This window comes from Sphingopyxis indica, assembly GCF_900188185.1.
GTDB lineage: Bacteria > Pseudomonadota > Alphaproteobacteria > Sphingomonadales > Sphingomonadaceae > Sphingopyxis > Sphingopyxis indica.
This window is the reverse complement of the sequence record NZ_FZPA01000013.1, coordinates 13,154-34,413: the sequence shown is the minus strand read 5'-3', so window position 1 is coordinate 34,413 and position 21,260 is coordinate 13,154. Positions and strand designations below refer to the sequence as shown.

General features: G+C 66.3%; 25 protein-coding genes. 16 read left to right on the top strand and 9 right to left on the bottom strand.

Annotated features, from left to right (window positions below):
• Positions 1–54: 54 nt before the first annotated feature.
• On the bottom strand, positions 55–3,300 hold the full coding sequence (locus CHB69_RS15590) for an efflux RND transporter permease subunit (protein ID WP_058818158.1): 3,246 nt from the start codon (positions 3,298–3,300) through the stop codon (positions 55–57).
• Complete coding sequence (locus tag CHB69_RS15585; RefSeq protein ID WP_058818157.1) at positions 3,290–4,537, bottom strand: efflux RND transporter periplasmic adaptor subunit; 1,248 nt, start codon at positions 4,535–4,537, stop codon at positions 3,290–3,292. The genes CHB69_RS15590 and CHB69_RS15585 overlap by 11 nt, the downstream gene beginning before the upstream one ends.
• 32 nt (positions 4,538–4,569) lie before the next feature.
• Between CHB69_RS15585 and CHB69_RS20850 the strand changes: the two genes are divergently transcribed.
• Entirely contained in the window at positions 4,570–5,691 is a 1,122-nt protein-coding gene (locus CHB69_RS20850) for a hypothetical protein (protein ID WP_483881766.1), read from the top strand.
• Positions 5,692–5,879: 188 nt separating this feature from the next.
• On the opposite strand, the gene CHB69_RS15575 is transcribed toward CHB69_RS20850, so the two are convergent.
• Positions 5,880–6,320, bottom strand: a complete 441-nt coding sequence (locus tag CHB69_RS15575; protein WP_141134012.1) for a hypothetical protein — start codon at positions 6,318–6,320, stop codon at positions 5,880–5,882.
• Here CHB69_RS15575 and CHB69_RS20225 point away from each other — a divergent pair.
• Both CHB69_RS20225 and CHB69_RS15565 read left to right on the top strand, forming a co-directional pair.
• A complete protein-coding gene (locus CHB69_RS20225; RefSeq protein ID WP_156417109.1) occupies positions 6,313–6,756 on the top strand; it encodes a hypothetical protein in 444 nt (147 codons plus the stop codon). The genes CHB69_RS15575 and CHB69_RS20225 overlap by 8 nt on opposite strands.
• A gap of 292 nt (positions 6,757–7,048) precedes the next feature.
• Complete coding sequence (locus tag CHB69_RS15565) at positions 7,049–7,369, top strand: DUF736 domain-containing protein (RefSeq protein WP_058818153.1); 321 nt, start codon at positions 7,049–7,051, stop codon at positions 7,367–7,369.
• A 76-nt stretch (positions 7,370–7,445) separates the two neighbouring features.
• On the opposite strand, the gene CHB69_RS15560 is transcribed toward CHB69_RS15565, so the two are convergent.
• Together CHB69_RS15560 and CHB69_RS15555 are read right to left on the bottom strand one after the other, a co-directional pair.
• Positions 7,446–8,720 carry a type II toxin-antitoxin system HipA family toxin gene (locus CHB69_RS15560; protein ID WP_058818152.1) on the bottom strand — a complete coding sequence of 425 codons (1,275 nt, stop codon included), beginning with the start codon at positions 8,718–8,720 and terminating at the stop codon, positions 7,446–7,448.
• Positions 8,710–9,060, bottom strand: coding sequence for a helix-turn-helix domain-containing protein (locus CHB69_RS15555; RefSeq protein WP_058818151.1), 351 nt, complete (start codon positions 9,058–9,060; stop codon positions 8,710–8,712). Before CHB69_RS15555 ends, CHB69_RS15560 begins: the two co-directional genes overlap by 11 nt.
• Positions 9,061–9,401: 341 nt before the next feature.
• Here CHB69_RS15555 and CHB69_RS20220 point away from each other — a divergent pair, with 341 nt between their 5' ends.
• The 13 genes from CHB69_RS20220 to CHB69_RS15495 all read left to right on the top strand — a co-directional run bounded on the left by CHB69_RS20220 (position 9,402) and on the right by CHB69_RS15495 (position 18,695).
• Complete coding sequence (locus tag CHB69_RS20220) at positions 9,402–9,566, top strand: hypothetical protein (protein ID WP_170935594.1); 165 nt, start codon at positions 9,402–9,404, stop codon at positions 9,564–9,566.
• Between the two features lie 123 nt (positions 9,567–9,689).
• Positions 9,690–10,130, top strand: a complete 441-nt coding sequence (locus CHB69_RS15550; protein ID WP_141134011.1) for a hypothetical protein — start codon at positions 9,690–9,692, stop codon at positions 10,128–10,130.
• Positions 10,131–10,452: 322 nt separating this feature from the next.
• Positions 10,453–10,767, top strand: coding sequence for a DUF736 domain-containing protein (locus CHB69_RS15545; RefSeq protein WP_058818212.1), 315 nt, complete (start codon positions 10,453–10,455; stop codon positions 10,765–10,767).
• Between the two features lie 113 nt (positions 10,768–10,880).
• The gene (locus CHB69_RS20410; RefSeq protein WP_058818149.1) at positions 10,881–11,186 is read left to right on the top strand and encodes a transcriptional regulator domain-containing protein; all 306 of its coding nucleotides are present in this window, start codon (positions 10,881–10,883) and stop codon (positions 11,184–11,186) included.
• Positions 11,158–11,691 carry a DUF2285 domain-containing protein gene (locus CHB69_RS15535; protein WP_231728227.1) on the top strand — a complete coding sequence of 178 codons (534 nt, stop codon included), beginning with the start codon at positions 11,158–11,160 and terminating at the stop codon, positions 11,689–11,691. The genes CHB69_RS20410 and CHB69_RS15535 overlap by 29 nt, the downstream gene beginning before the upstream one ends.
• A gap of 98 nt (positions 11,692–11,789) precedes the next feature.
• Complete coding sequence (locus CHB69_RS15530; protein WP_053555711.1) at positions 11,790–12,041, top strand: helix-turn-helix transcriptional regulator; 252 nt, start codon at positions 11,790–11,792, stop codon at positions 12,039–12,041.
• Positions 12,038–12,547: a DUF2840 domain-containing protein gene (locus tag CHB69_RS15525; RefSeq protein WP_058818148.1), complete on the top strand. Its 510-nt coding sequence runs from the start codon at positions 12,038–12,040 to the stop codon at positions 12,545–12,547. The genes CHB69_RS15530 and CHB69_RS15525 overlap by 4 nt, the downstream gene beginning before the upstream one ends.
• Positions 12,544–13,113 carry a S26 family signal peptidase gene (locus CHB69_RS15520; protein WP_058818147.1) on the top strand — a complete coding sequence of 190 codons (570 nt, stop codon included), beginning with the start codon at positions 12,544–12,546 and terminating at the stop codon, positions 13,111–13,113. Before CHB69_RS15525 ends, CHB69_RS15520 begins: the two co-directional genes overlap by 4 nt.
• A gap of 5 nt (positions 13,114–13,118) precedes the next feature.
• Entirely contained in the window at positions 13,119–13,451 is a 333-nt protein-coding gene (locus tag CHB69_RS15515) for a DUF736 domain-containing protein (protein ID WP_058818210.1), read from the top strand.
• Between the two features lie 3 nt (positions 13,452–13,454).
• The gene (locus CHB69_RS15510) at positions 13,455–14,204 is read left to right on the top strand and encodes a lytic transglycosylase domain-containing protein (protein WP_082660503.1); all 750 of its coding nucleotides are present in this window, start codon (positions 13,455–13,457) and stop codon (positions 14,202–14,204) included.
• A 231-nt stretch (positions 14,205–14,435) separates the two neighbouring features.
• Positions 14,436–16,181, top strand: coding sequence for a relaxase/mobilization nuclease domain-containing protein (locus CHB69_RS15505; RefSeq protein ID WP_089216911.1), 1,746 nt, complete (start codon positions 14,436–14,438; stop codon positions 16,179–16,181).
• Between the two features lie 28 nt (positions 16,182–16,209).
• The gene (locus CHB69_RS15500; RefSeq protein WP_089216910.1) at positions 16,210–18,258 is read left to right on the top strand and encodes a conjugal transfer protein TraG; all 2,049 of its coding nucleotides are present in this window, start codon (positions 16,210–16,212) and stop codon (positions 18,256–18,258) included.
• A complete protein-coding gene (locus CHB69_RS15495) occupies positions 18,255–18,695 on the top strand; it encodes a ribbon-helix-helix protein, CopG family (protein WP_058818144.1) in 441 nt (146 codons plus the stop codon). The genes CHB69_RS15500 and CHB69_RS15495 overlap by 4 nt, the downstream gene beginning before the upstream one ends.
• Here the strand turns inward: CHB69_RS15495 and CHB69_RS15490 are convergent.
• The 4 genes from CHB69_RS15490 to CHB69_RS15480 all read right to left on the bottom strand — a co-directional run bounded on the left by CHB69_RS15490 (position 18,671) and on the right by CHB69_RS15480 (position 21,043).
• The gene (locus CHB69_RS15490) at positions 18,671–19,477 is read right to left on the bottom strand and encodes a JAB domain-containing protein (protein ID WP_197411993.1); all 807 of its coding nucleotides are present in this window, start codon (positions 19,475–19,477) and stop codon (positions 18,671–18,673) included. The genes CHB69_RS15495 and CHB69_RS15490 overlap by 25 nt on opposite strands.
• 137 nt (positions 19,478–19,614) lie before the next feature.
• Positions 19,615–20,088, bottom strand: coding sequence for a hypothetical protein (locus CHB69_RS20570; RefSeq protein WP_058818143.1), 474 nt, complete (start codon positions 20,086–20,088; stop codon positions 19,615–19,617).
• A gap of 41 nt (positions 20,089–20,129) precedes the next feature.
• Positions 20,130–20,462: a hypothetical protein gene (locus tag CHB69_RS15485; RefSeq protein WP_058818142.1), complete on the bottom strand. Its 333-nt coding sequence runs from the start codon at positions 20,460–20,462 to the stop codon at positions 20,130–20,132.
• A 62-nt stretch (positions 20,463–20,524) separates the two neighbouring features.
• The gene (locus CHB69_RS15480) at positions 20,525–21,043 is read right to left on the bottom strand and encodes a LuxR C-terminal-related transcriptional regulator (RefSeq protein WP_058818141.1); all 519 of its coding nucleotides are present in this window, start codon (positions 21,041–21,043) and stop codon (positions 20,525–20,527) included.
• Positions 21,044–21,260: the final 217 nt, after the last annotated feature.

Sequence of the window (21,260 nt, the reverse complement as noted above, 5' to 3'; positions counted from 1 at the left end):
TATTCTCCGTGAATGGGAAGATCCCGCGCGCGCGAAGCGCGCGGGGTATCAAGGTCAGGCAGGTAGCGGTTCGGACGTGGATGCGGGCGAAGCCGCATCCCCCTTCGGCTTACGCCCATGAACCATGCGGTAGAGCGCCGGCAGCACGAGCAGGGTGAGGATCGTCGAGGAGACGATCCCGCCGATCACCACCGTCGCCAGCGGTCGCTGCACTTCGGCGCCCGCCCCGACATTGAACGCCATCGGCACGAAGCCGAGGCTCGCCACCAGCGCGGTCATCAGCACGGGGCGGAGGCGGGTGAGCGCGCCTTCGCGGATTGCGTCTTCGAGATTCGCCCCGCTTTCGCGAAGCTGGCGGATGAAGCTCAGCATCACGACGCCGTTGAGCACCGCGACGCCCGAGAGCGCGATGAAACCGACGCCCGCCGAGATCGACAACGGCATCCCGCGAATGAGGAGCGCGGCGACGCCTCCGGTGAGTGCCAGCGGCACACCCGAAAAGACGATCGCCGCGTCCTTGCCCGAGCGGAAAAGCGCGTACAGCAGTCCGACGATCAGGAGCAACGCCGCAGGCACCACGATCTGGAGGCGCTTCGCCGCCGAGATCAGCTGCTCGAAGGTGCCGCCATAGCTGATCCAGTAGCCGGGCGGCACTTCGACCTCGCCATCGACCTTGGCGCGCAGTTCCTCGATGAAGGAGCCAAGATCGCGGCCGCGCACATTGGCTGTGACCACGACCCGGCGCTTGCCATCCTCGCGGCTGATCTGGTTGGGACCGATCACGACCTCGACCTTCGCGACATCGGCGAGCGGCACGAAACCGCGCAGCCCCGCCTCGGGCGCCCCGCCCAGCGTCACGTCGGGCGAGAAGCTGTTGGCGGGGAGCGGAATGCGCAGACGGCCGATCTCGTCGACCCGCTCGCGAACGCTCTCGGGCAGCCGGACGATGATCGGGAAACGCCGGTCACCTTCGAATATCTGCCCGGCCTCGACACCGCCGATCGATACCGCAACGGTGTCCTGAATGTCGCCGACATTCAGACCAAACCGGGCGAGCGCCGCTCGATCGGGCGTGATCTGCAGCACCGGCAGCCCGGTTACCTGCTCGACGCTGACATCCGCCGCTCCGTCGATCCCTGCGACGACGCCCTCGACCTGCCGCCCGACTTCGAGCAGTGTATCGAGATCGTCGCCGAATATTTTGATCGCAACGTCGGCGCGAACTCCCGAGAGGAGCTCGTTGAACCGCATCTGGATCGGCTGGGTGAACTCGTAATTGTTGCCGGGTATCTTCGCGACCGCCGCCTGCATTTCGCGGACGAGCTCGGTCTTCGGCTTTCTCGGATCGGGCCAGTCCTTGCGATCCTTCAGGATAATGAAGGTATCGGCGACCGAGGGCGGCATCGGATCGGTCGCGACTTCCGCCGTGCCGATCTTTGCGACCACCCGGTCGACTTCCGGGAACTGCTTGATCCGCGCTTCGAGCGCAGTTTGCATCCCGACGGCCTGCGACAGGCTGGTGCCGGGGATGCGGAGGGCGTGCAGCGCGATATCGCCCTCGTCGAGGTTCGGCACGAACTCGGACCCCATGCGGCTCGCCGCAAAACCCGAGATAAGCACAAGGCCTACTGCTGCTGCGACGAAGGCGAAGCGAAGTTTCATCGCCTTGTCGAGTGCGGGAGCATAGGCGCGTCGCGCCCAGCCCATCAGCCGGCTTTCCTTCTCCTCGACCTTGCCCGTAACGAACAGCGCGATCGCCGCCGGCACGAACGTAAGCGAGAGGATGAGGGCAGCAGTCAGCGCCATCACGACGGTGATCGCCATCGGATGGAACATCTTCCCCTCGACGCCGGTCAGGGCGAAGATCGGAACATAGACGAGCGCGATGATCAGCACGCCGAACAGCGACGGGCGGATCACCTCCGACGTCGCCGAGGCGGCGAGCGTGAATCGCTCGCCCCGGTCGAGCAACCGGCCGAGCCTATGCTGTGCTTCGCCGAAGCGGCGCAGACAATTTTCGACGATGATCACCGCACCATCGACGATCAGGCCGAAATCAAGTGCACCGAGGCTCATCAGATTCCCCGACACGCCGCCGCGCACCATGCCGGTGATCGTCATCAGCATGGTGATCGGAATGACCGCGGCTGTGATCAGCGCCGCGCGAACATTGCCGAGCAGCAGGAACAGCACGACGATAACGAGCAGGGCACCTTCGAGAAGATTTTTCTCGACGGTCCAGATCGCCCGCTCGACGAGGTCGGTGCGGTCGTAGATCGGCACGGCCTTCACGCCCGCGGGGAGCGCCTTTGCCGCTACCTCCAGCCGCTCCGCCGCAGCGCGTGCGACGACACGGCTATTCTCGCCGGCCAGCATCATCACGGTTGCCAGGACGACCTCACGGCCGTTCTCGGTCGCAGCGCCGGTCCGCAGCTCTTCACCGAGACCGATGTCGGCGACATCGGCAACTCGGACCGGAATTCCGTTGCGATTGCTGACGATAATCGACTTCAGATCGTCGATCCCCGCCGCCTGCCCCGGGGTGCGGACCAGATATTGCTCGCCATAGCGCTCGACATAGCCCGCGCCGCGATTGTCGTTGTTGCGCTCCAGAGCACGAACCACATCGTCGAGTGCCAGGCCATAGGCCGAGAGCCGCGCCGGGATCGGGGTCACATGATATTGGCGTTCATAGCCGCCGATACTGTTGACCTCGGTCACCCCCGGCGTGTTGCGCAGCTGCGGCCGGATGACCCAGTCCTGCAAGGTGCGCAGATCTTCGGCCGTATAAGGGCTGCCATCTGGTTTCTTCGCGCCCGGTTCGGCCTCCAATGTGTACATGAAGATCTCGCCGAGCCCGGTCGCGATCGGCCCCATTTCGGGCGAAATGCCCGGTGGAAGCTGCTCGCGCGCGGTCTGGAGTCGTTCGTTGATGAGCTGACGTGCGAAGTAGATGCTCGTACCATCCTCGAACACGACCGTGACCTGACTGAGGCCGTAGCGCGAGATCGAGCGCGTATATTTGAGTCCGGGCAGGCCGGCGATTGCCGTCTCGACCGGGAAGGTCACGCGCTGCTCGGCTTCGAGCGGCGAGAAGCCCGGTGCCGACGTGTTGATCTGGACCTGGACGTTGGTGATGTCCGGCGTGGCGTCGATCGGCAGCCGCTGGAAGCTCCAGACGCCGATCGCGCACAGGAGGAGTACGACCGAGAGGACGGCCCAGCGGAACCGGATCGCACCGGCGATCATCCGCTCGAGCAAGGGAAGCTGGCCCGGCGGGTTGGTACTATCAGTGGTCATGGCTGGCCCCCGATTTCTCGATGTCGGCGCGGATCAGAAAGGCGCCGTCGGTAACATAGACCTCGCCGGGCGCGAGCCCGCCGAGCACTTCGGTCCATTCGGGCGTGCGGCGCCCTATTTCGAGCATCCGCACCTCATAGGTGTTGCCGACCTTGGCGAAGACCACCTCGAAATCGCGGAAGCGCTGGATCGCCTTTGTCCGCACTGCGATCGGCGCATTCGTCTGCGCGACCGCAAAGCTGCCCTCGACCCCCATGCCCGGCCGGAACTCGCGCGACGCTGCCGGAGGCAGATGGACATGCGCCATCATCGTCTGGCTCGCGACATCGGCGGTCGGAAGCACCGCCTCGACTTCGCCGGCGAACTGCCCTTCGCCCGAAAGGCTCTTGAGCGTCACCGGCTGGCCGACGCCGATGCGCTCGGCATCGCGCGGATATACGAAGAATTCGGCATGGAGCCGCGTCGGGTCGGCAATGACGAAAAGCGCGCGATCGCCAGTGGTGTCGCCGACATTGACATTCTTCTCGACGATCGTGCCGCTGATCGGCGCGGTGACCGTATAGACCTGAAGCGAATGGCTCGATTCCACCCGGGCCAGCACTTGGCCGCGTCGGACTTGCTGTCCGAGCTTGCCGCTGAGCGAGACGATCAGTCCGGGCAGACGGGCACGAACATCGGCCTTGCCCTCGGGCGTGATCTCGATCCGCCCGCCCATGTCGATCAGATCGCTCACCGTCGCGGGGCCCGCCGCCTCGGTCTTGATCCCGCCGGCTTTTGCGGCCGCGGCATCGATCACCGTGCGGCCTTCATAGGACTGGTAGGACCATTTATGGTTTCGCCCACCTTCCGCCGCAGCGACGCGGACATCGAAGCTGTGCGGCTCGGTGACAACGCCGCTGCCGCGCAGGAAATCCTCCTGCGGGGTAAAGGCGAACGTGTCGATCTTGCCCCCCAGGCGGACGAGCTGCATCGACAGCTGGACCTCGCCCGGTTTGACCGGCTTGTCGCCCCGATAGGCGTAGACGCGGAACTCGGGATCGACGCCGTCCTCGAAGATTGTAATCTCAAGGGCGAAATCGCCGTCGCGCAGCATGCGTCCACGGTGTGGGCCGCGCTCATACTCTCCGGCGGCGGCCGTCTCTTCGCCGCCCTCCTTGGTTGCTGGGCTGTCGCTGCACGAAGCGAGCAGCGCGATGGCAAGCAAGGGCAAGGCCAGTATCAAATGTTTCTTGTTCATCGCGCAGTCTCCATCGTCGCGAGAAGGGGCGCATGGCGGCCGGTGAGCCGGTCGAGCCGCACGCCCAGAAGGTGAAAGCGGCGCAGCAGCTCGACGCGGCGCGAACGCGCTTCGCTCAAGGCTGTCTGCGCCTGGCTGAATTCGAGGAACGTGAAAGCGGTGCCGCCACGGGCGAGCCCGTCCTGGATGAGGCGAACGGCGCGGCTGGCGCTTGGCAACACCTCGGCATCGATCCGTTTGATTTCCGCCGCGATCAGGCCTCGCTCGGCAACGAGCCGGTCGATCTCTCGGCCGATCTCGACGCGCGTCACCGCAATGTCCGCTTCGATCGCCCGCTGTTCGGCCTCGGCCCGGACGATATTGCCGCGATTGGCAGCCTTGGTTCCGAGCGGGATCGAGCCACCCACCATGACGGCAAAATCATTGCCTTCGCCGAAGTGACGAAACCCGACCCGGCCGCTCGGATCGGCGACATTGCCGGTCTCCGCGAGCTTCACTTTCGCTTCGGCTGCGGCCCGTTCTGCATCGAGAACGGCAACATCCGCCGAGTCTCCACCGGGCGGAACCGTCACTTCGAACGATTGGAACAGGGCTGGATCGAGTTTGAAGTCACCCGTGCCGCCCCACCAGGCTGCGAGATTCGCGCGCGCAATGCGGGCATTCTCGCGCGCCTGTTCGACGGCGATCTCGGCCTGCGCGACATTGGTCCGTGCGCGTTCGGCTGCGAACCATGGGTCGAGCGCGCCGGTGACGCGCTTCACGACATCGAGTTCGACGCGCTTGAGGTCGGCCAGCCGGGTCTCGGCGACCGGGATCGCGGCTTCGGCGGCAAGGGCCTCCACCCACGCCGCTTGGACGCGTGCGAGACGGTCGAGCAGGCGAACCCTGTTCTGGGCGCCGACGACGGCAACATCTGCCCGCGCGGCGCCGATACGCGCTTCGCGTTTTCCGCCGCGCTCCCATGTCCGCTCATACCAGCCGGTCGTCTGCGACCGGTTCAGCGGAGAATAGGGGCCGGTGCCAGCGAAATCCTCGAAATCGGCGCCGACCACGTCGCGTGGCCGAACATCGGCCTGCAAGATGGCGGCGTCCGCGGCTTCGAGGCGAGCGGCATTGGCGACGATAGCGGGATCGCTGGTTGCAACCCGCGATAGTGCGTCGTCCAGACTTAGATTTTGCGCCCAAACGGGCTGCGCGGCGGCAGCCAGCAGGACGCCCCCGCAGAGCAAGGCCCTGCGGATAGCATGCGCGCCGAAGCGCGCTCGAGATATGGAATACATGTGATAGCAGCCTCGCTGAAAGGCGTGGGAACATCCCACGCCGTGTCAGCAGGCGCGGGAACTCAGGCGTTCAGCGAGGTGGTTCTGGGCGGGCGTTCGGGTCCAATAGCTCGCAGCCCCGCGATATGCGGATCCTCGCCGATACCATGGAGACCGGCAACCGGTGCAAAGGCCGATGCGGAAGCGGTGTCGGGAACAAGGAGGTTTGGGCCGGTGTCGCCGTGATGGTGATGCCCGCCGGCGAGATGATCGCCCGGCTGATCCTCATCGTCGGGCACGCTGCCATGATGATCGGTATGATTGGCGTGATCGTCATCGCTGTTGTGCACGGCATCGACGGAAAAATTGCCCAGACCAATATGGTCGTGCGCGACCATCAGCGCCGGAGCGTGCTGGATTTGATCAGCCGCTTTGGCGGGCAGCGTTGCCACATAGAACATCAGCAATGCGACGCAGAGCGCGGCCATGAGACGGTCCAGAGCGGGGGCGATCGACTTGAGCACGGTCCCGCGTGTAATTGCGCGGCGCTCGCTTGACAAGCCGAGCACCGACGTCGCCGCTATCCATGAGGGACCAGCCCGCTTCATCACGAGTATTGCCGGGATTCATGCACCCCGATTCCCGGATTGGGCTTTATCGCCGCTGAAAATAGACACGCTCGGCCGCCATGTCGGCGATCGCATCGAAGCCCGCTTCGCGCCAAGCCCGTCGGTGGGGAGGCTCGGCCTGCTCGTCCATGCACCACCATTGCGGGTCTGCCGCAGCGCGCGGCAACAAGCCGCGGACGATGCTCTCGATCTGGGCAAAGCTCAGTTCGACACCAGGGGCGTCGTTGCGGACTTTCCACCTTCGCAAAAAGCTCCCAAGCGCATCATATTTGCCCATGGCGGCATCCTCAATCCCGGCAACAATGAGTCAGGACAAGCTCTGACCCCTTAAACGCGCCTGCCGCTTTCAAGGCGCTACCGAGCTGCAGCGGATCGTCGTGGCGGAAAGACAGGTAGCGCCCGATGCCACAAGTGCCCTTGTCCAATAGCCGATGAATGACGGCGGCAGCAAGCCTCCCCGGTCGATCGTCCATCCTCCAGGGCGCTTTTCTATGGGCCTCGGATCGCCTCCGGCCGTCAACCCCGTTCGGGGTTCCCCGTCACGATGTTCCGGTGACGGCGGCTCCCGGCCCCTCGTGCAAGCGCCATCGGGATGGTCCCGATCGAACCCAGGAGACTTAATCATGGCCACCATCGCAAATCTCACCGTCAAGGCGGACGGCAGCTTCGAAGGCACGCTCGCCACCCTCAACGTCACCGCGCCAATCGCGATCGTCTCGAATGGTCGCAAAGCCAAGGACAGCGAGCCCGATTACCGCATCGTCAGCCGCAAGAACGGCTTTGAGCTCGGTGCCGGCTGGAAGCGCTTCTCGCAGAACACCGGTGCCGAATATGTGTCGGTGTCGCTTTCGGCACCCGAGTTCGGCACCATCTACGGCAATATCGCCAATGCGCCGGGCGACGATCCGATGAAGAAGGTCATCATCTGGAACCCGCCGTCGTGACGGCCCGTGCCGGCCCCGCTTTCGAGCGGGGCCGACCTGATTTGTGCAATTGCATCGGGGTATGCTGCGACCACGATCAGCCTGGGGCGGCGGCAAAACCCTCGAAGGCGAACGGGTTGAGGAACTGCCGCCGCCACAGGAACGCGCGCTCGGCGCCGCCGAGTGCTGCTTCGTCGCACACCGCATCCCAATGGGCCTCGATCGCAGCCTGCTGACCCGCGATGATGGCGCGTGCGCGCGCATCGTCGAGGTGAAAGACGGGCGCGGCCTCGAGAGACAGCGACAATTGGCTGAACCGCCGGTTGCCGAGGATGAGCATCGCCTGCGTCGCCTCGCCGCCGGTGCGGCCTTGCGGGCAGATGTCATAGGCGGGCGTAAGCTCCAGCGTCCCGCCGTCCCAGAAGGCGGCATGGTTGCGCGCATGATCGTCGGTGTTGCCGCACAGAATGTTGAATATGATGCGCGCGTAAAGTTCGGCGAGCGTCGCTGCGGGATCGACGAACCGGTGACGGATCACGGTCGCGAGATCCTCATAGCTCGCATAACGCGCCTCGGTCTCGTCGAGGGCAAGGAGGGTGAGCGCCGACACCACGCCGCGCCGGGTCCAATCGTCCTCCTTGGGTGCGCGGTCGAAGCGCTCGACGAGCAACACATCCTTGCCGAGCGCGCGCGCAAGCTTGACCGGTGCGACATCGAGGCCCGCGCGCGCGGCGAGGCGCATCGCGACATATTCGGCTTTCACGACATTATAGATGTCGGCTGCCGCAGAAAATTTGGCGATATATTTGCGCGCGCCATCGTCGATCAGCGCCTTGGGACGCGCGCCGCCAAGCGATGTGCCATGTTGCAGCGCTTGGTCGAGCTCGGGCGTGAGCGGCACGCCCCGCTCGACGCGCTCGGCCGACTCCATCAGTTCGGCGAGCGTCGCATTCTGCCGCTGGCGCGGTACATAGTCGGTGGCCGACGCCTGGAAATCGAGCATGCCGATGCGGTCGGAGCCGGATTCGAGGAGATAGGTCAACTCGTCCAGCTCGGCTGGAGCCAGCTCGCCTTCGTCGCGCCCGCCGATCCGGTTGATGATGACGCGCCGGCCCCATGCGTCGGGCGATCCGTCGCGGATCGCGCTTGGCAGCTGCATCTTGCTCGCCGCCTCGATCAGGCCGGCGCGCAGCGGCAATTCGGGCTCGTAGATCGCGATGGCATCCGCGCGGGCCAGATAGCTTTGGCCATAGTTGAAGGTGAGCCGGCTATCGCTCGCGCGCGCGAGCCTGCCCGCGACGACCGGCTCGGTTGCCCCGGGCAGCCATATCCAGACGAAGGCTTCGCCGGCTGGCGCGACGTCAGAAGTCATCCTTCACCTCGGATCGCGGCTTGTGAACGGCCTTGGGAAGCAGGCGCAGCTTCGTTTCCTGCTCGGCGAGATGTCCAGCGAGACGGTCCCGGTCGCTGTCGAACAGCGCGACCCCGACGATCGCTGCCGCTTCGAAGACGAGGCCGATGGCGCAGCGCGGGTCGCCCTGCTCGATACGGCGCATCATGTCGCGCGACACGCCGCTGCGCGTCGCGAGGTCTTCAACGCTCAGCCGCCGTTCGATCCGCCGGGCGCGAATGAGCCCGCCCAGCAGGCGCACAGCCTCGCGGGTGTAGCGCGAATAGCTGCGTGGGATTTTTTTTGTCGTCTCGTCGGCCATCGACCATCCTTTCGTTTTCCTTGGTCGTAATCGTCGCAAAAGTCAAGTTTTGCCTTACACATAAGCCATAATCCACATTATGACGTTCTTGTAAGTCATTTGTCAATTTCCAGCATGGGTTCGGAGGTGCGGGATGGCGCCGCCCGCGGGTGCGGGCCATCCCCGCTCGAATGCCGCTGATCCCTGGGTGCGAGGCCAGACCTCCTTCAATCAACCCGTAAAGGGTCCGCTACGCTCCGCGTGCGGCCGCAGCTTCGCTCGCGGTGATTGCGGCCTGCCCCCGACCGGCGGGGCGACTGTCGAGCGGGAATGGCCCGCTCCCAACGACAGGAGCTTGACCCATGCCGCTTTCCACTGCCCAATCGCTCGGCTGGAACCTTGCCCGCACGATGATGACCATCATCGTCCTCATCGAAACCGTCAAAGGCTATTCGGTGATGCCGCTCGACGAGTTCGACGGCGATCCCGACACGATCGTGTGCGAATATGACCCCTTCGGCCGCTGATCGCGTCCATCCCGGTCCGGGGCAGCGCCGCTCGCGGCACTGTCCTGGCCCGATTGCTGTGGAGACAGGCGGGCATATCACGCCGTCGAGGTCGTGGTCGGCGCGCCCGGCGGGGCGACGCCCATGACGCTGATGATCATCCTCGGCGGTATCGCCGCGCTCTATCTGATCGGGCTGCTGTTCCGGTTGGCGTCCTTGGCCTTGCCCGTCTGCCTCGGCCTTTGCGCCTTCCACCTCCTTCGCGATCAAGGATATGGATGGGGCGCAGCACTTGCGATGGGACTGCTTACCGGCATCGGGCTCCATCTGACAGCGCGGTGGCTGTTTTCTCGAACGACCTCGGCAAATATCCGGCTCCTGATCGGATTGCTTTTCATGGCTCCGGCGGGCGCTGCGGGCCTGGGAGCGGGAACGGCGCTGGCGGGCCTTCTCGGTATCGACGGCGGTTGGCGAACTTGTCTCGCGATTCTTGTCGGGGTCGCGGCGGCCTGCGCGAGTTGGCGGTCGCTGGCGGCAGACCGGTCGTCAATCGGCGCGATGCGAGACGAGCCGACCGTTCGATAGCGCGATATCCGGACCCGCCGGTGTTTCTTCGTCGCGGACGGCCTGGCCATTCTGCGCTTCCCGGTCGCTGGCCACGCCAGCACGGCCTCCCGGAATGCGCCATCTGTCAGCAAGCCGCTGCGCTGGTCCGGAACGCCGCAACGGCCATGACCGACTTTCTTCCCCCGGCGTGCCGCCGTTCCTCGCGAGACAAGAAAGACGGCCCGTGTCCGTCCTCCGCTGCGCTGCGGGCCTGGCGGCTGCGGCACCGGCCCCTTGCTGACCATCGATGCGCATCGAGGCCGCGCTGGTGCGGCCCGAGCCCAAGGAAAGGATAAGCATCATGGCCAGGATCGGCACGTTCAAGAAGGTTTCCGGCGAGTATCGGGGACAGATCGTCACTCTCTCGGTGCAAGCGAAATTGGTTCGCATCGTTCCGGAAGACAATCCGAGCGGCAACGCCCCCAGCCACCGCGTCTTCATCGGCGAGGCCGAAGTCGGCGCCGCCTGGGAAAAGAAGTCGCAGGACAAGCGCCCCTATCTGTCGGTCAAGCTCGACGATCCGACATTTGCCGCCCCCATCTTCGCCCAGCTCTTCGCCGGCGAAGGCGAGGAACATGATCTGGTCTGGAACCGCCAGGCCCGCCGCGGCGATTGAGCCCCCCTATCCCGCCCGGCAGCAGCCGGGCGGGATACCCATTTCTGGGGATCGGCCTTCCGCGATGTTGGAATAGGCCGATATCCTCCGATCGCGATGCTGCCGTCATCCCAATGGAGGTGACGGTGGCAGGCACGGCCGGATTACAGGTGACGCAGCGGGCGCTGCTCGATTTTCCGGGCTTCGCGCAGGAATTTCTGCGCCGCAACCCTGCTTATGTCCGCGACTATGACTGCGTTATGACCGGCGGGCGCCGCGGCGATATTGCCGCGCGGGAGGCGATGGCCCGGCGTTGGGGTCTTTGCTTTCCCATGTCCGCCGTTCCGCTCGGCGCGCGAAAGTCCTGCGCTCTGGTCGGCGGCGATCTGCGGTTACACCAACATCCTCGACGTGGCGCCGCCGGGATGCCCGGCGGCTGACGCCTTTGCGGTTCCGCCGTCCCATCTTGTCGTCGCCGATCGCCGCCTGGAAGATGGCCGGCACTTCGTCTTCGCCGACGACCGGGCCTGGCACCGCCTGTGGCTCCGCACCGACAGGCCCGGCGTCCCGCTTGCGAACCTGATCCTGCGCGATTCGTTGGTCGGCCTGCGCCACGAGGCGGCTGTGCGGTTCGATCGGTGGCTCGGCGATGGGCCCGGCCCGCCGCCTGCCGGCTTCTTGCCGACCGCCTATCAGGCGCGCCGCCTCGGCATGATGCTCGCCATTCTCGATCTCCTCCAGGAACCGGGCGGCGCCGGCGTCACCTCTCATGATGTCGCGCGCCTCATCATCTATCCACGCCTGTCGGTCGGCCGCGGCGCCGAATGGAAGTCCTCGTCCGAACGAAGGCGAACGCAGCGGTTGATCGAGGAAGCACGCGGTCTGATGCAGGGCGGTTATCGGGCGCTGCTCGCCGGCCCTGCGGGGCGACAAAAATTGCCCTGAATTTTAGCCGCTCCGGCTCTCGCTCATCTTCGCGCCACCACGCTCCACGACCCGCCGCACCGGCTTTTTTCGGCCCGGCGGCTGGAAGGAGCACGCGAATGAATCCCCCCTTGCCCGCCCTTGGCCCGCGCTATCTCAGAACGCCCGATGCCGCCCTGCATCTCGGGCTGTCGGCCCGCACCCTCGAGAAGCATCGCTGCTACGGGACCGGGCCCGCCTATCGCAAGCTTGGCGGACGCGTCGTCTATGGGATCGAGGATCTCGACGCCTGGGCTGAGATCGGCCGGCGCTCTTCGACCTCCGATCCGGGCAAGGGAACCGTCCATCCGGCGCGGCCGGTGCGCCGATGATGCCGCGCGATCGCATCGCGGCGGCGAGCACGGCAGCGGCGCAGCCGCCGCTGACCGAGGTCGAACTGACCTGGATCGAAGGCCGCACCGAGCAGTGGATCCGCTTTGGCCGCGTCGCCGCCGAGCGGATCGTCAGCCGCCGCAAGCGCATCGTCATGTTTCGTCCGGGAGCGACCTTCGCCTATCTGCGCTGGTCCTCGAACGACTTCGGCACCATCCACTCGAGTATCCAGATCGTCACCGCGGTCGCTGTCGGCGAGCCTCATACGGCGCTGCCGTTCGTCCGGCCCGGCGGCGAAATTCTGCTGCACATCGAGAGCTGGCCGAAGGTTTCGCGGGTGCTCGAAGCGGTCGATGCAGTCGAGGCCGCCGGGGTCGATCCGTGCGACGCATCGCCCGATCACTGGCGTCATGTCGCCGACCGTCTCGCAGCCGGGATGCCCTTTCGTCCCTATAGCGCCGCGCGCCATGCGGCATGGCTACGCCGCCGGGCGATCGAATCATGAACCGCGGCTACCTCCATGTTGCCGCTACCGCTGTGACATTGCTCAGTCTCTCAGCCTGGTTCGCGCCGGCGCCGCGCCTGCTGTGGAATGCGAGCCAAAGCGCGCCGGTCGGTCTGTATCGCATCGATCCCGGCGCCGCGCCCATGGTCGGCGATTGGGTCGCGATCGAACCGCCAGCTGAGCTCGCCGCCTACATGGCGCGGCGCAAATACCTGCCTCGCGGCGTGCCGCTTATCAAGCGCGTTGCCGCGCTCCCCGGCGCGCGCCTCTGTCGCTCGGGCGTCTTCGTGACCGTCGATGGCCGGGCCGTCGCCCGCGCGCTGGCGCGCGACCGGGCCGGCCGGCCGCTGCCGGTCTGGCTCGGCTGCCGCATCGTCCGGCCCCGCGAAATCTTCCTGATCAATGCGGCGCCGGACAGTCTCGACGGGCGGTACTTCGGGCCGCTTCCGACCACCGGCCTGCTCGGACCGGCGCACCCGATCCTGACCCGCGACGCCTCGGGCGCGCCGCTGCGCTGGCGCCCTTCGGGCCGCGATCTTGCTTTTCCCCGTAGCGAAATGGAGTGATATCGATGCTCATCGGAACTTTCGAAATGTGCGGCGACGGCTATGCCGGCCGTCTGCGCACCCTCACCTGCGATGCCGCGATCACCATCGTTCGGGCGCAGCCGTCGGCGGCTGAACATGCCCCCGAATGGCGGCTGTTCCTCGGCGACGCTGCAAGCGGAATCGAAATCGGTGCGGGCTGGAACCGCACCGGCGAGCGTGCCGGAGCATTCATCGCGGTGCAGATCGACGACCCCGCCTTCGCGGTTCCGCTCCGCGCGAACTTGCTTCGCGCGTCGCACGACGAGGGCGAACATCATCTGCTCTGGTCGCGCCCGTCGGCGCGCGAGCGGAGCTAGACCATGGCATACGGGCCGCGATCGTCCTGCACCGCCATTGCGCTCGCGCTGCGCTGGGCGGCACTCGGCGGCGCACTCGGCGCGCCCTTCGGCGGCGCATCCGCTGCCGTCGCCGCGCCGGCGGTGCGCGCCGATGTCCATCCCTATGCGGCGTCGGTCGCCGAGGCGTCGCAGCGTTTCGGCATCCCCGAACGCTGGATCTGGCGCGTCATGCATGCCGAAAGCCGGGGCAACGCGCGCGCCGTTTCGCACGCCGGCGCGATGGGGCTCATGCAGATCATGCCCGCGACCTGGGCGATGCTGTCGGCGCGCCACGGACTGGGTAGCGACCCGTTCGATGTGCGCTCGAACATCCTTGCGGGTGCCGCTTATCTGCGCGCGATGTGGGATCGCTACCGCGATGTGCCGCTGATGCTCGCGGCCTATAATGCGGGACCGGGCCGCGCCGACGCCTATGCGTCCGGACGGCGCGGACTGCCTGCCGAGACGCGCGCCTATGTCGCGCGGATCGCGCCCGAGCTTGGCGCTTCCGGCATTGCTTCGCGCGCCGCCGCGCCGCCTTCGGCCGCGCCGGGCTGGCAGCGATCGACGCTCTTTGCCGCGCGGGGCGACAATGCCTCTGTCGTCGAAGATCGCGCGCCGGCCGTGTCGGACTCGAACAGTCTGCCCGATAGTCCGACGGCCGCCGCGCCAGCCACTGGCGCCGGGCGGCACCCGCTCTTCGTCCCGCTTTCCGGTCAGGACCGTCGATGATGGCCTCGCTCGCTCCGCCGCGTTCGTCTGCGCCTTGTGGGGTAAAGCCGGCAGCGAATGGCAGGGTTGGATGGGATGGAAGGGAAGTATGGCGAGATAAAAGGGCTGCCAGCCATTTGGTCGAAGGAGGGCACAAATCTGGGGAAAATTCATATGGCTCGCAATTGCTCGGCCATATGATCGCAAACATTACTCAGCAAATACAGCATCTTGTAATATGGCAGGCCCGCCGTGAGCGGTGACGACGGTGAGTTCAAGGTCCGGCCGGGAAGGGTGCGGGACCGCGGGGCCGGGGCGTCGCGGCGGGGGCGTAGCCTCGCCGGGCAGGTGCGTCGCTCGATGGCGCGCAAGGGTTTCGCGCGTCGGCCGCCGGGGTCCGGCGGCGGCACCGGGCGTCATGGCCGCGGCCGCCGCGCGCTCGCGCGGGCGCGCTTCCGTGCCGATGGCCGCCGCGTCGTCATCAAGGCGCGGATCGTCCGCCACAAGGGGCAGCGCTTCCGCTCGGCGCCGCTCGCGCGCCATATCCAGTATCTCGAACGCGACGGCGTCACTCGCGACGGGCGCGACGCATCGATGTTCGACGCGGAGGGGGACAGCGCCGACTGCGCCGAATTCGCATCGCGCTGCGAGGATGATCGTCATCATTTCCGCTTCATCGTCAGTCCGGAAGATGCCGGGGAGATCGGCGACCTCAGGCGTTTCACCCGCGACCTCATGGCCGACATGGCAAGGGATCTCGAGACGCGGCTCGACTGGATCGCGGTCGATCACTGGAACACCGACAATCCGCACATCCATATCCTCGTGCGCGGCGTCGCGGACGACGGGAAGGATCTTGTCGTCGATCGCGGCTATATGAGCGAAGGGCTGCGCTGGCGCGCCGAGGATCTCGCCACGCTCGAGCTCGGGCCGCGCAGCGCGCGCGACATCGCCGATGCGCTCGCGCGCGAGGTCGAGGCCGAGCGTTGGACGAGCCTCGACCGGACGCTCGAGCGGATGGCCGCCGAGGGGGCAGGCGAGATCGATCTTCGACCGGATGGGCGGGCCGATGGGCATCTTCATCGGCAGCTGCTCGGCCGGGCAGCGAAGCTCGAGGCGCTCGGTCTTGCCGAGCAGATCGAGTCCGGCATCTGGGTGATGCGCGGCGATGCCGAAGCCGTGCTACGCGACCTCTCGGTTCGCGGCGACATCATCAAGACTATGCACCGCGCATTGACCCGCGATGGCGGCCGCTTCGACCCGTCGGTGCTTGCTCTCCACGACGACGTGCCCGCCGATCCGGTCATCGGCCGCCTCGTCGATCGCGGGCTTCACGACGAACTCGCCGGCAGCGCCTATGCGATTGTCGACGGCGCCGATGGGCGCACGCATCATCTGCGGTTCGGCGACATCGAGATGATCGGCGACGCGCGGCCCGGTGCCATCGTCGAGCTTCGATCCTGGGCCGACGCGAACGGGCAGATACGGCAGTCGCTCGTGACGCGATCGGATCTGCCGCTCGATGCACAGGTGACGGCGCCCGGCGCGACCTGGCTCGACCGTCAACTCGTCGCCCGCGAGCCGGCTGCGAGCCATCAAGGCTTCGGACGCGAAATCCGCGATGCGATGGATGCGCGGTCGCGCCACCTTGCCGAGCAGGGGCTTGCGAGCCGCCAGGGGCAGCGCGTCATTCTCGCGCAGGGTCTCATCGAGACCCTGAACTCGCGCGATCTCGACGGGGCGTCCCGCTCGATCGCTGAGCGCACCGGCCTCGCGCACAGACCCTCGGGAGCGGGTGACTATGTGAGCGGCATCTACCGCGAACGCGTCACCCTTTCTTCTGGCCGTTTCGCGATGATCGACGACGGGCTCGGTTTCCAGCTCGTTCCCTGGCGCCCGGCGCTCGACAAGCATCTTGGCCAGCATGTGACCGGGACGATGACGCCCGGCGGCACCGTCGACTGGGCGCTCGGGCGCGGCAGGGGCATCGGGCTGTGAGGCCGGGCATCCATCATGGGAGGCGTGTGTGAACGACAGGATTCTCTGGGGCCAGATAACGGCTGTGTTTCTGATCGTCCTCCTGGCGGTCTGGGGCGCGACACAATGGACGGCGGCGGCGCTCGCCTTCCAGCCCGAGCTTGGCGACCCTTGGTTCCGCCTCGGCGATTATCCGGTCTATCCGCCGCCGGCCTTCTTCTGGTGGTGGTTCGCCTTCGACGCCTATGCGCCGCCGATCTTCTACAAGGGCGCGCTGATTGCGGCGTCGGGTGGGTTCGCCGCGATCATCGTCGCGATCGCCATGTCGGTATGGCGCGCCCGCGAACGGCAAAAGGCCGAGACCTATGGTTCGGCGCGATGGGCGGGCCGGCGCGAGATACGCGCTGCCGGGATGCTCGGGGGCGAAGGGGTCGTGCTCGGCCGGTTCGGCAAAGCCTATCTGCGCCACGATGGCGCCGAGCATATTCTCTGTTTCGCACCGACACGGTCGGGCAAGGGCGTGGGGCTCGTCGTACCGACTTTGCTCACCTGGCCGGGAAGCTGCATCGTCCATGACATCAAGGGCGAGAATTGGCAGCTGACCGCGGGCTTTCGCGCGCTGCACGGCCGCGTGCTGCTCTTCGATCCGACCAATGCCAAATCCTCAGCCTATAATCCCCTGCTCGAAGTGCGCCGCGGTGAATGGGAAGTGCGCGATGTCCAGAATGTCGCCGACGTGCTCGTCGACCCCGAAGGCAGCCTCGAGAAACGCAACCATTGGGAGAAGACGAGTCATGCCTTGCTCGTCGGCACGATCCTGCACGTGCTATACGCCGAGGAAGACAAGTCTCTGGCGGGCGTGGCAGCCTTTCTCTCCGATCCGCGGCGACCGATCGTCTCGACGCTGCGCCGCATGCAGACGACCCGGCATCTGGGGGACAAGGGCGTGCATCCCGTCGTCGCCGCGGCCGCGCAGGAACTGCTCAACAAATCGGACAATGAACGCTCGGGCGTGCTCTCGACCGCCATGTCCTTCCTCGGCCTCTATCGCGATCCCGTCATCGCGGCGGTGACGGGCCGGTCCGAATGGCGGATTGCCGATCTGATGGCGGGGGACCGTCCGACCTCGCTCTATCTCGTCGTGCCGCCCGGCGACATCAGCCGGACGAAGCCGCTCATCCGCCTGATCCTCAACCAGATCGGACGGCGGCTCACCGAGGATCTCAATCCCGGCGCGCGGCCGCGGCGCCTGCTCCTGATGCTCGACGAATTTCCGGCGCTGGGCCGCCTCGATTTCTTCGAAAGCGCGCTCGCCTTCATGGCGGGGTACGGCATCAAGGCTTTCCTGATCGCCCAGTCGCTCAACCAGATCGAAAAGGCCTATGGTCAGAACAATGCGATCCTCGACAATTGCCATGTCCGAGTGAGCTTCGCGACCAACGACGAGCGCACCGCCAAGCGCATTTCCGATGCGCTCGGGACTGCGACCGAAATGCGCGCGATGAAAAATTATGCCGGCCACCGTCTCTCGCCCTGGCTCGGCCATCTCATGGTCTCGCGCACCGAAACCGCCCGCGCCTTGCTCACGCCGGGCGAGGTGATGCAGCTGCCGCCCGGCGAACAGATCGTCATGGCCGCCGGCGTGCCGCCGATCCGGGCTTCGAAGGCACGCTATTATGTCGACCCCCGGTTCACGAGCCGCATTCTCGCGCCGCCACCGCCTGCCCGGGCGCCGAAACGGGCGGACGACGACTGGACGCCGCGGTCGCAGGAGCCGGCGCCCGTCCTTCTGCTTCCCGGACCCGGGCCTGCCGGACGCCGCGCATCGGCAGCGGAGGACGGCGACCCGAAAGCGGCTGCGCCAGCCGAGGCGGAAGCAACGGAGGAACAGGGGGCCAATTCGGGGATTCGGCGGGAGCCGGGCCTTGCCGATCATGAGGATGTGGCCCCCGAACCCGTGCCCGAGGTCAACGAGTTCGATTTCGACCGCGACGGCAAAGGGAGCAACGCGGCGCGCGACCGGCGCGCCATGGACCGGGCGATGCAGCGCAATGCACGCAACGCATCGCTCGACCCGGGCGATGGAATCGATCTGTGAAAAAGCCCGCGGTCAAACGGACCTTCCGCCTCGATGCCGCGCTTTGCCGCGAGCTCGACGAGCGGGCACGCAGCCGGCGCATGACGCGAACCGATATCGTCGAAGCGGCGCTCGCATCCTTGCTCACACCCGATCAGGAGGAGCGGCTCGAGGCCGTGCTTGCCCGGCGCCTCGACCGCCTGTCGCGGCAGATCGAGCGGCTCGAATGGCATATCGAGCTGTCGAACGAGACCGCCGCGCTGTTCATCCGGTCCTGGCTGACGAACAATCCGCCGCTCCCCGATGCGGCGCTGCAGGCGGCGCAGGCCACCGGCAAGAAACGGTGGGAGGCTTTCGTCGATACGCTCGCGCGCCGGATGGAACTTGGGCCGAAGTTCCAGGAGGAAGTATCGCTGGGCACACGGCCCGGCACTCATTCCTCGCCGGCCGCGAAATAGGCGGTAAGCCGGTGCGCGACTTCGGGCGCCAGCTGGATGAAGTTTCGCCGTCCGTCGGCGGGATCCGATGTGCGGACCAGGAGCTCGGCGTCGCAGAGCCGCTGGACCAGCCTCAGCGCGCTGCTCATCCCCAGCCCCGAGGCGATGCCGAGGCTGCTCGTCGACACCGGCTTCGCCTCGCCTTCATGAATGAAGAGGTCGATGAGCATGTCCCACGCCGGCTCGCCGAATAGCTCATCATTGCCCAGAAGCTGTTTGCGCAGCAACCGCCGGCGCAAGGTCCGGCGCGCATTGGCGAGTGCGAGGTCGGCAACTCCCTTCTCTGTCTCGATGCGGTCGCGGTGCCCGTCCCCGAGGGTCAACGGCGGTCCCGGTCTTCCCCTCGGCGGAGCTTTGCCGGCGGCCAGCCTATGGTGCTCGCGCTGGGTGACGATAATATGGTCGATGAGTTCGACGTCGAGCGCCCGGCCGATGCCCCGCAGGAGTTCGGTGACGCGAATATCGCTGTCGCTCGGGGTCGGGTCACCGCTTGGATGATTATGGACCAGCAGGATAGCTGCCGCATCCAGCTCGAGCGCGCGCCGGAAAATCGTGCGCGGATAAAGTGCCAGCTGCCGAACCGAGCCATGCTGCATTTGCTCGTCGGCGACGAGCCGGCGCGACGCGTCCAGAAACAGCACGCGAAGAATTTCCTCGGGCAGCGCGCCCATCGAGGTCTTGAAATATTCGATCAGTTTTGGGCTGGAGGGTTCGATCACGCGACCGAGCAATTCGGCGCGCATGGCTTCGAGGCCGGCCTCGCGCGCGGCAAGCAGAAGGCCTATGACCGGACTCTGCTTGCCGAGAATTCGCGCCAGCGCCTCGGGTGACCGCGACCAGATGCGATCGAGACTATGAAACTCGGCAAGTAGCGTTTCGGCTATCGATTGGCTGTTCTCGGGATCGATCGACGCGACGAGATGTACCAGGACGGCTCGCTGTCGCCGCGCGCCAGGCGTCGCTGGTGCCGCCAGGTTGCGAGGATGAGGATCGGCGGAACCAGCCACGAGGTCGCGACCTGCATCGTCAGATAAGCCGCCGGATGAATCTCCACATCGAGGAACCGGCTCGTGTGCGCGAGGAGCGGGAGTATATGGAGCACCGCGACGCACATGGGCCAGAAGCGATGCGCAAAAAGCGCGAGCAGGGTGGTTGCGGTCGCGCCGAACAGGTCGATCGCGAGATGGCCCGTGTCCAGCGATGCGAACTCGACCGGTACGAAAGCGTGGAGCATCTTGTCCGCTCCCACCATGGTCAGCGCGATCGCGGCCATCGCGCGTTCGGGTCCGCCCCCGCGCCAGGCGGCATAGCCAAGAGCAACCAGCAAGAAAGCGAGGAAAAATGCCATGCGCATCGCCCGAACCTTTCATGCTGATTGCTCCGGGTCAATCGGGGTCAGGCGGCCGCCGGAAGAGGCTCGGAAACCGCACCGGCGATCGCCGGGCATTCATGAAGGTCATAGCCCGCCGTCTCGCGTCCGATTTGCACGAGATCGCCATGGACGCGAAGGATGTCACCGCTCACATCGACCAGCGCCATCTGTGCCTTCGCGAGCCGCCGGATCGTTGCATGGCCGCTGGTGGCCGGCACCCCGATGGTATCGCGGCGTGCGGTCACGACACTTGTCATCAGCGAGGACACCGCGATGAGGGCATCGTCGACTCTGCCTTCCGCAGCCGGGACGTCGCGCTCGAGACGAGCTGCTGCAAAACTGGTTTCTTTGGACATGACTTCTCCTTTTCCGGAAAGCGGGGGCGATCCGGCGATTGCTTGGGCACAAGGGAAAGGGATCAGCCGGAGATCAGCGTCGTCAGCGCCTGGGCGATGGCGAGCCCCGATAAGATGAGCAGGACCAGTGCGACCAGCATGGCCGCCATGATCAGCGCTCGCCTTGTCCGGGCATGGTCATGCCTCCAGAAATCCCTGAACGGCGGGCTGGCCTCCATCGGCCCGTCCGCCGCCAGGACACTGTCGTTCAGCGCCATCGCGTCGGCCGGGCCTCCGTCCGGGAAGTGGGATGGCACGAGCGCAGGCGGCGGCGGAAGGTCGATCGGATCGCATGTGATCCGATCATAGGTCTGTTTGAGGCGGGCATAGACGATCGCGGTCTCGTCGCGGTTCGCCGTCCCCAATATGTCGCGCGCCTTGGTCAGCCGGAGATCGACGGTGGGCTTGGCGATTCCGAGCTGCCGCGCAATCTGCTTCGAGGTCTGTCGCTCGATCAGGAGATCGAGGCAGGCCCGCTGCTTGTCAGTGAGGCGCGCCCAGCGTTCGGCGTCCTCAAATGTGTGCGACCTCGAATCACTCATGTTCACACTCTTGTCAAAATCGCCTCCGGCACAAGCCCCGGGAGTGATTCGCGGAGGCGCGGCCGCTCTCCCGCGATGACGGCGCCTACGCCATAGCCTGTCTTTCAACGCCACGGTGCGACGCGCTCAAAAGCTTGTTGAATTGGGGCAATCCCTGCGTCTCTTACTCGGCCCCGTCGCACGGACACTCCGGTCCGGCGCCGCGAAACGGGGTCCT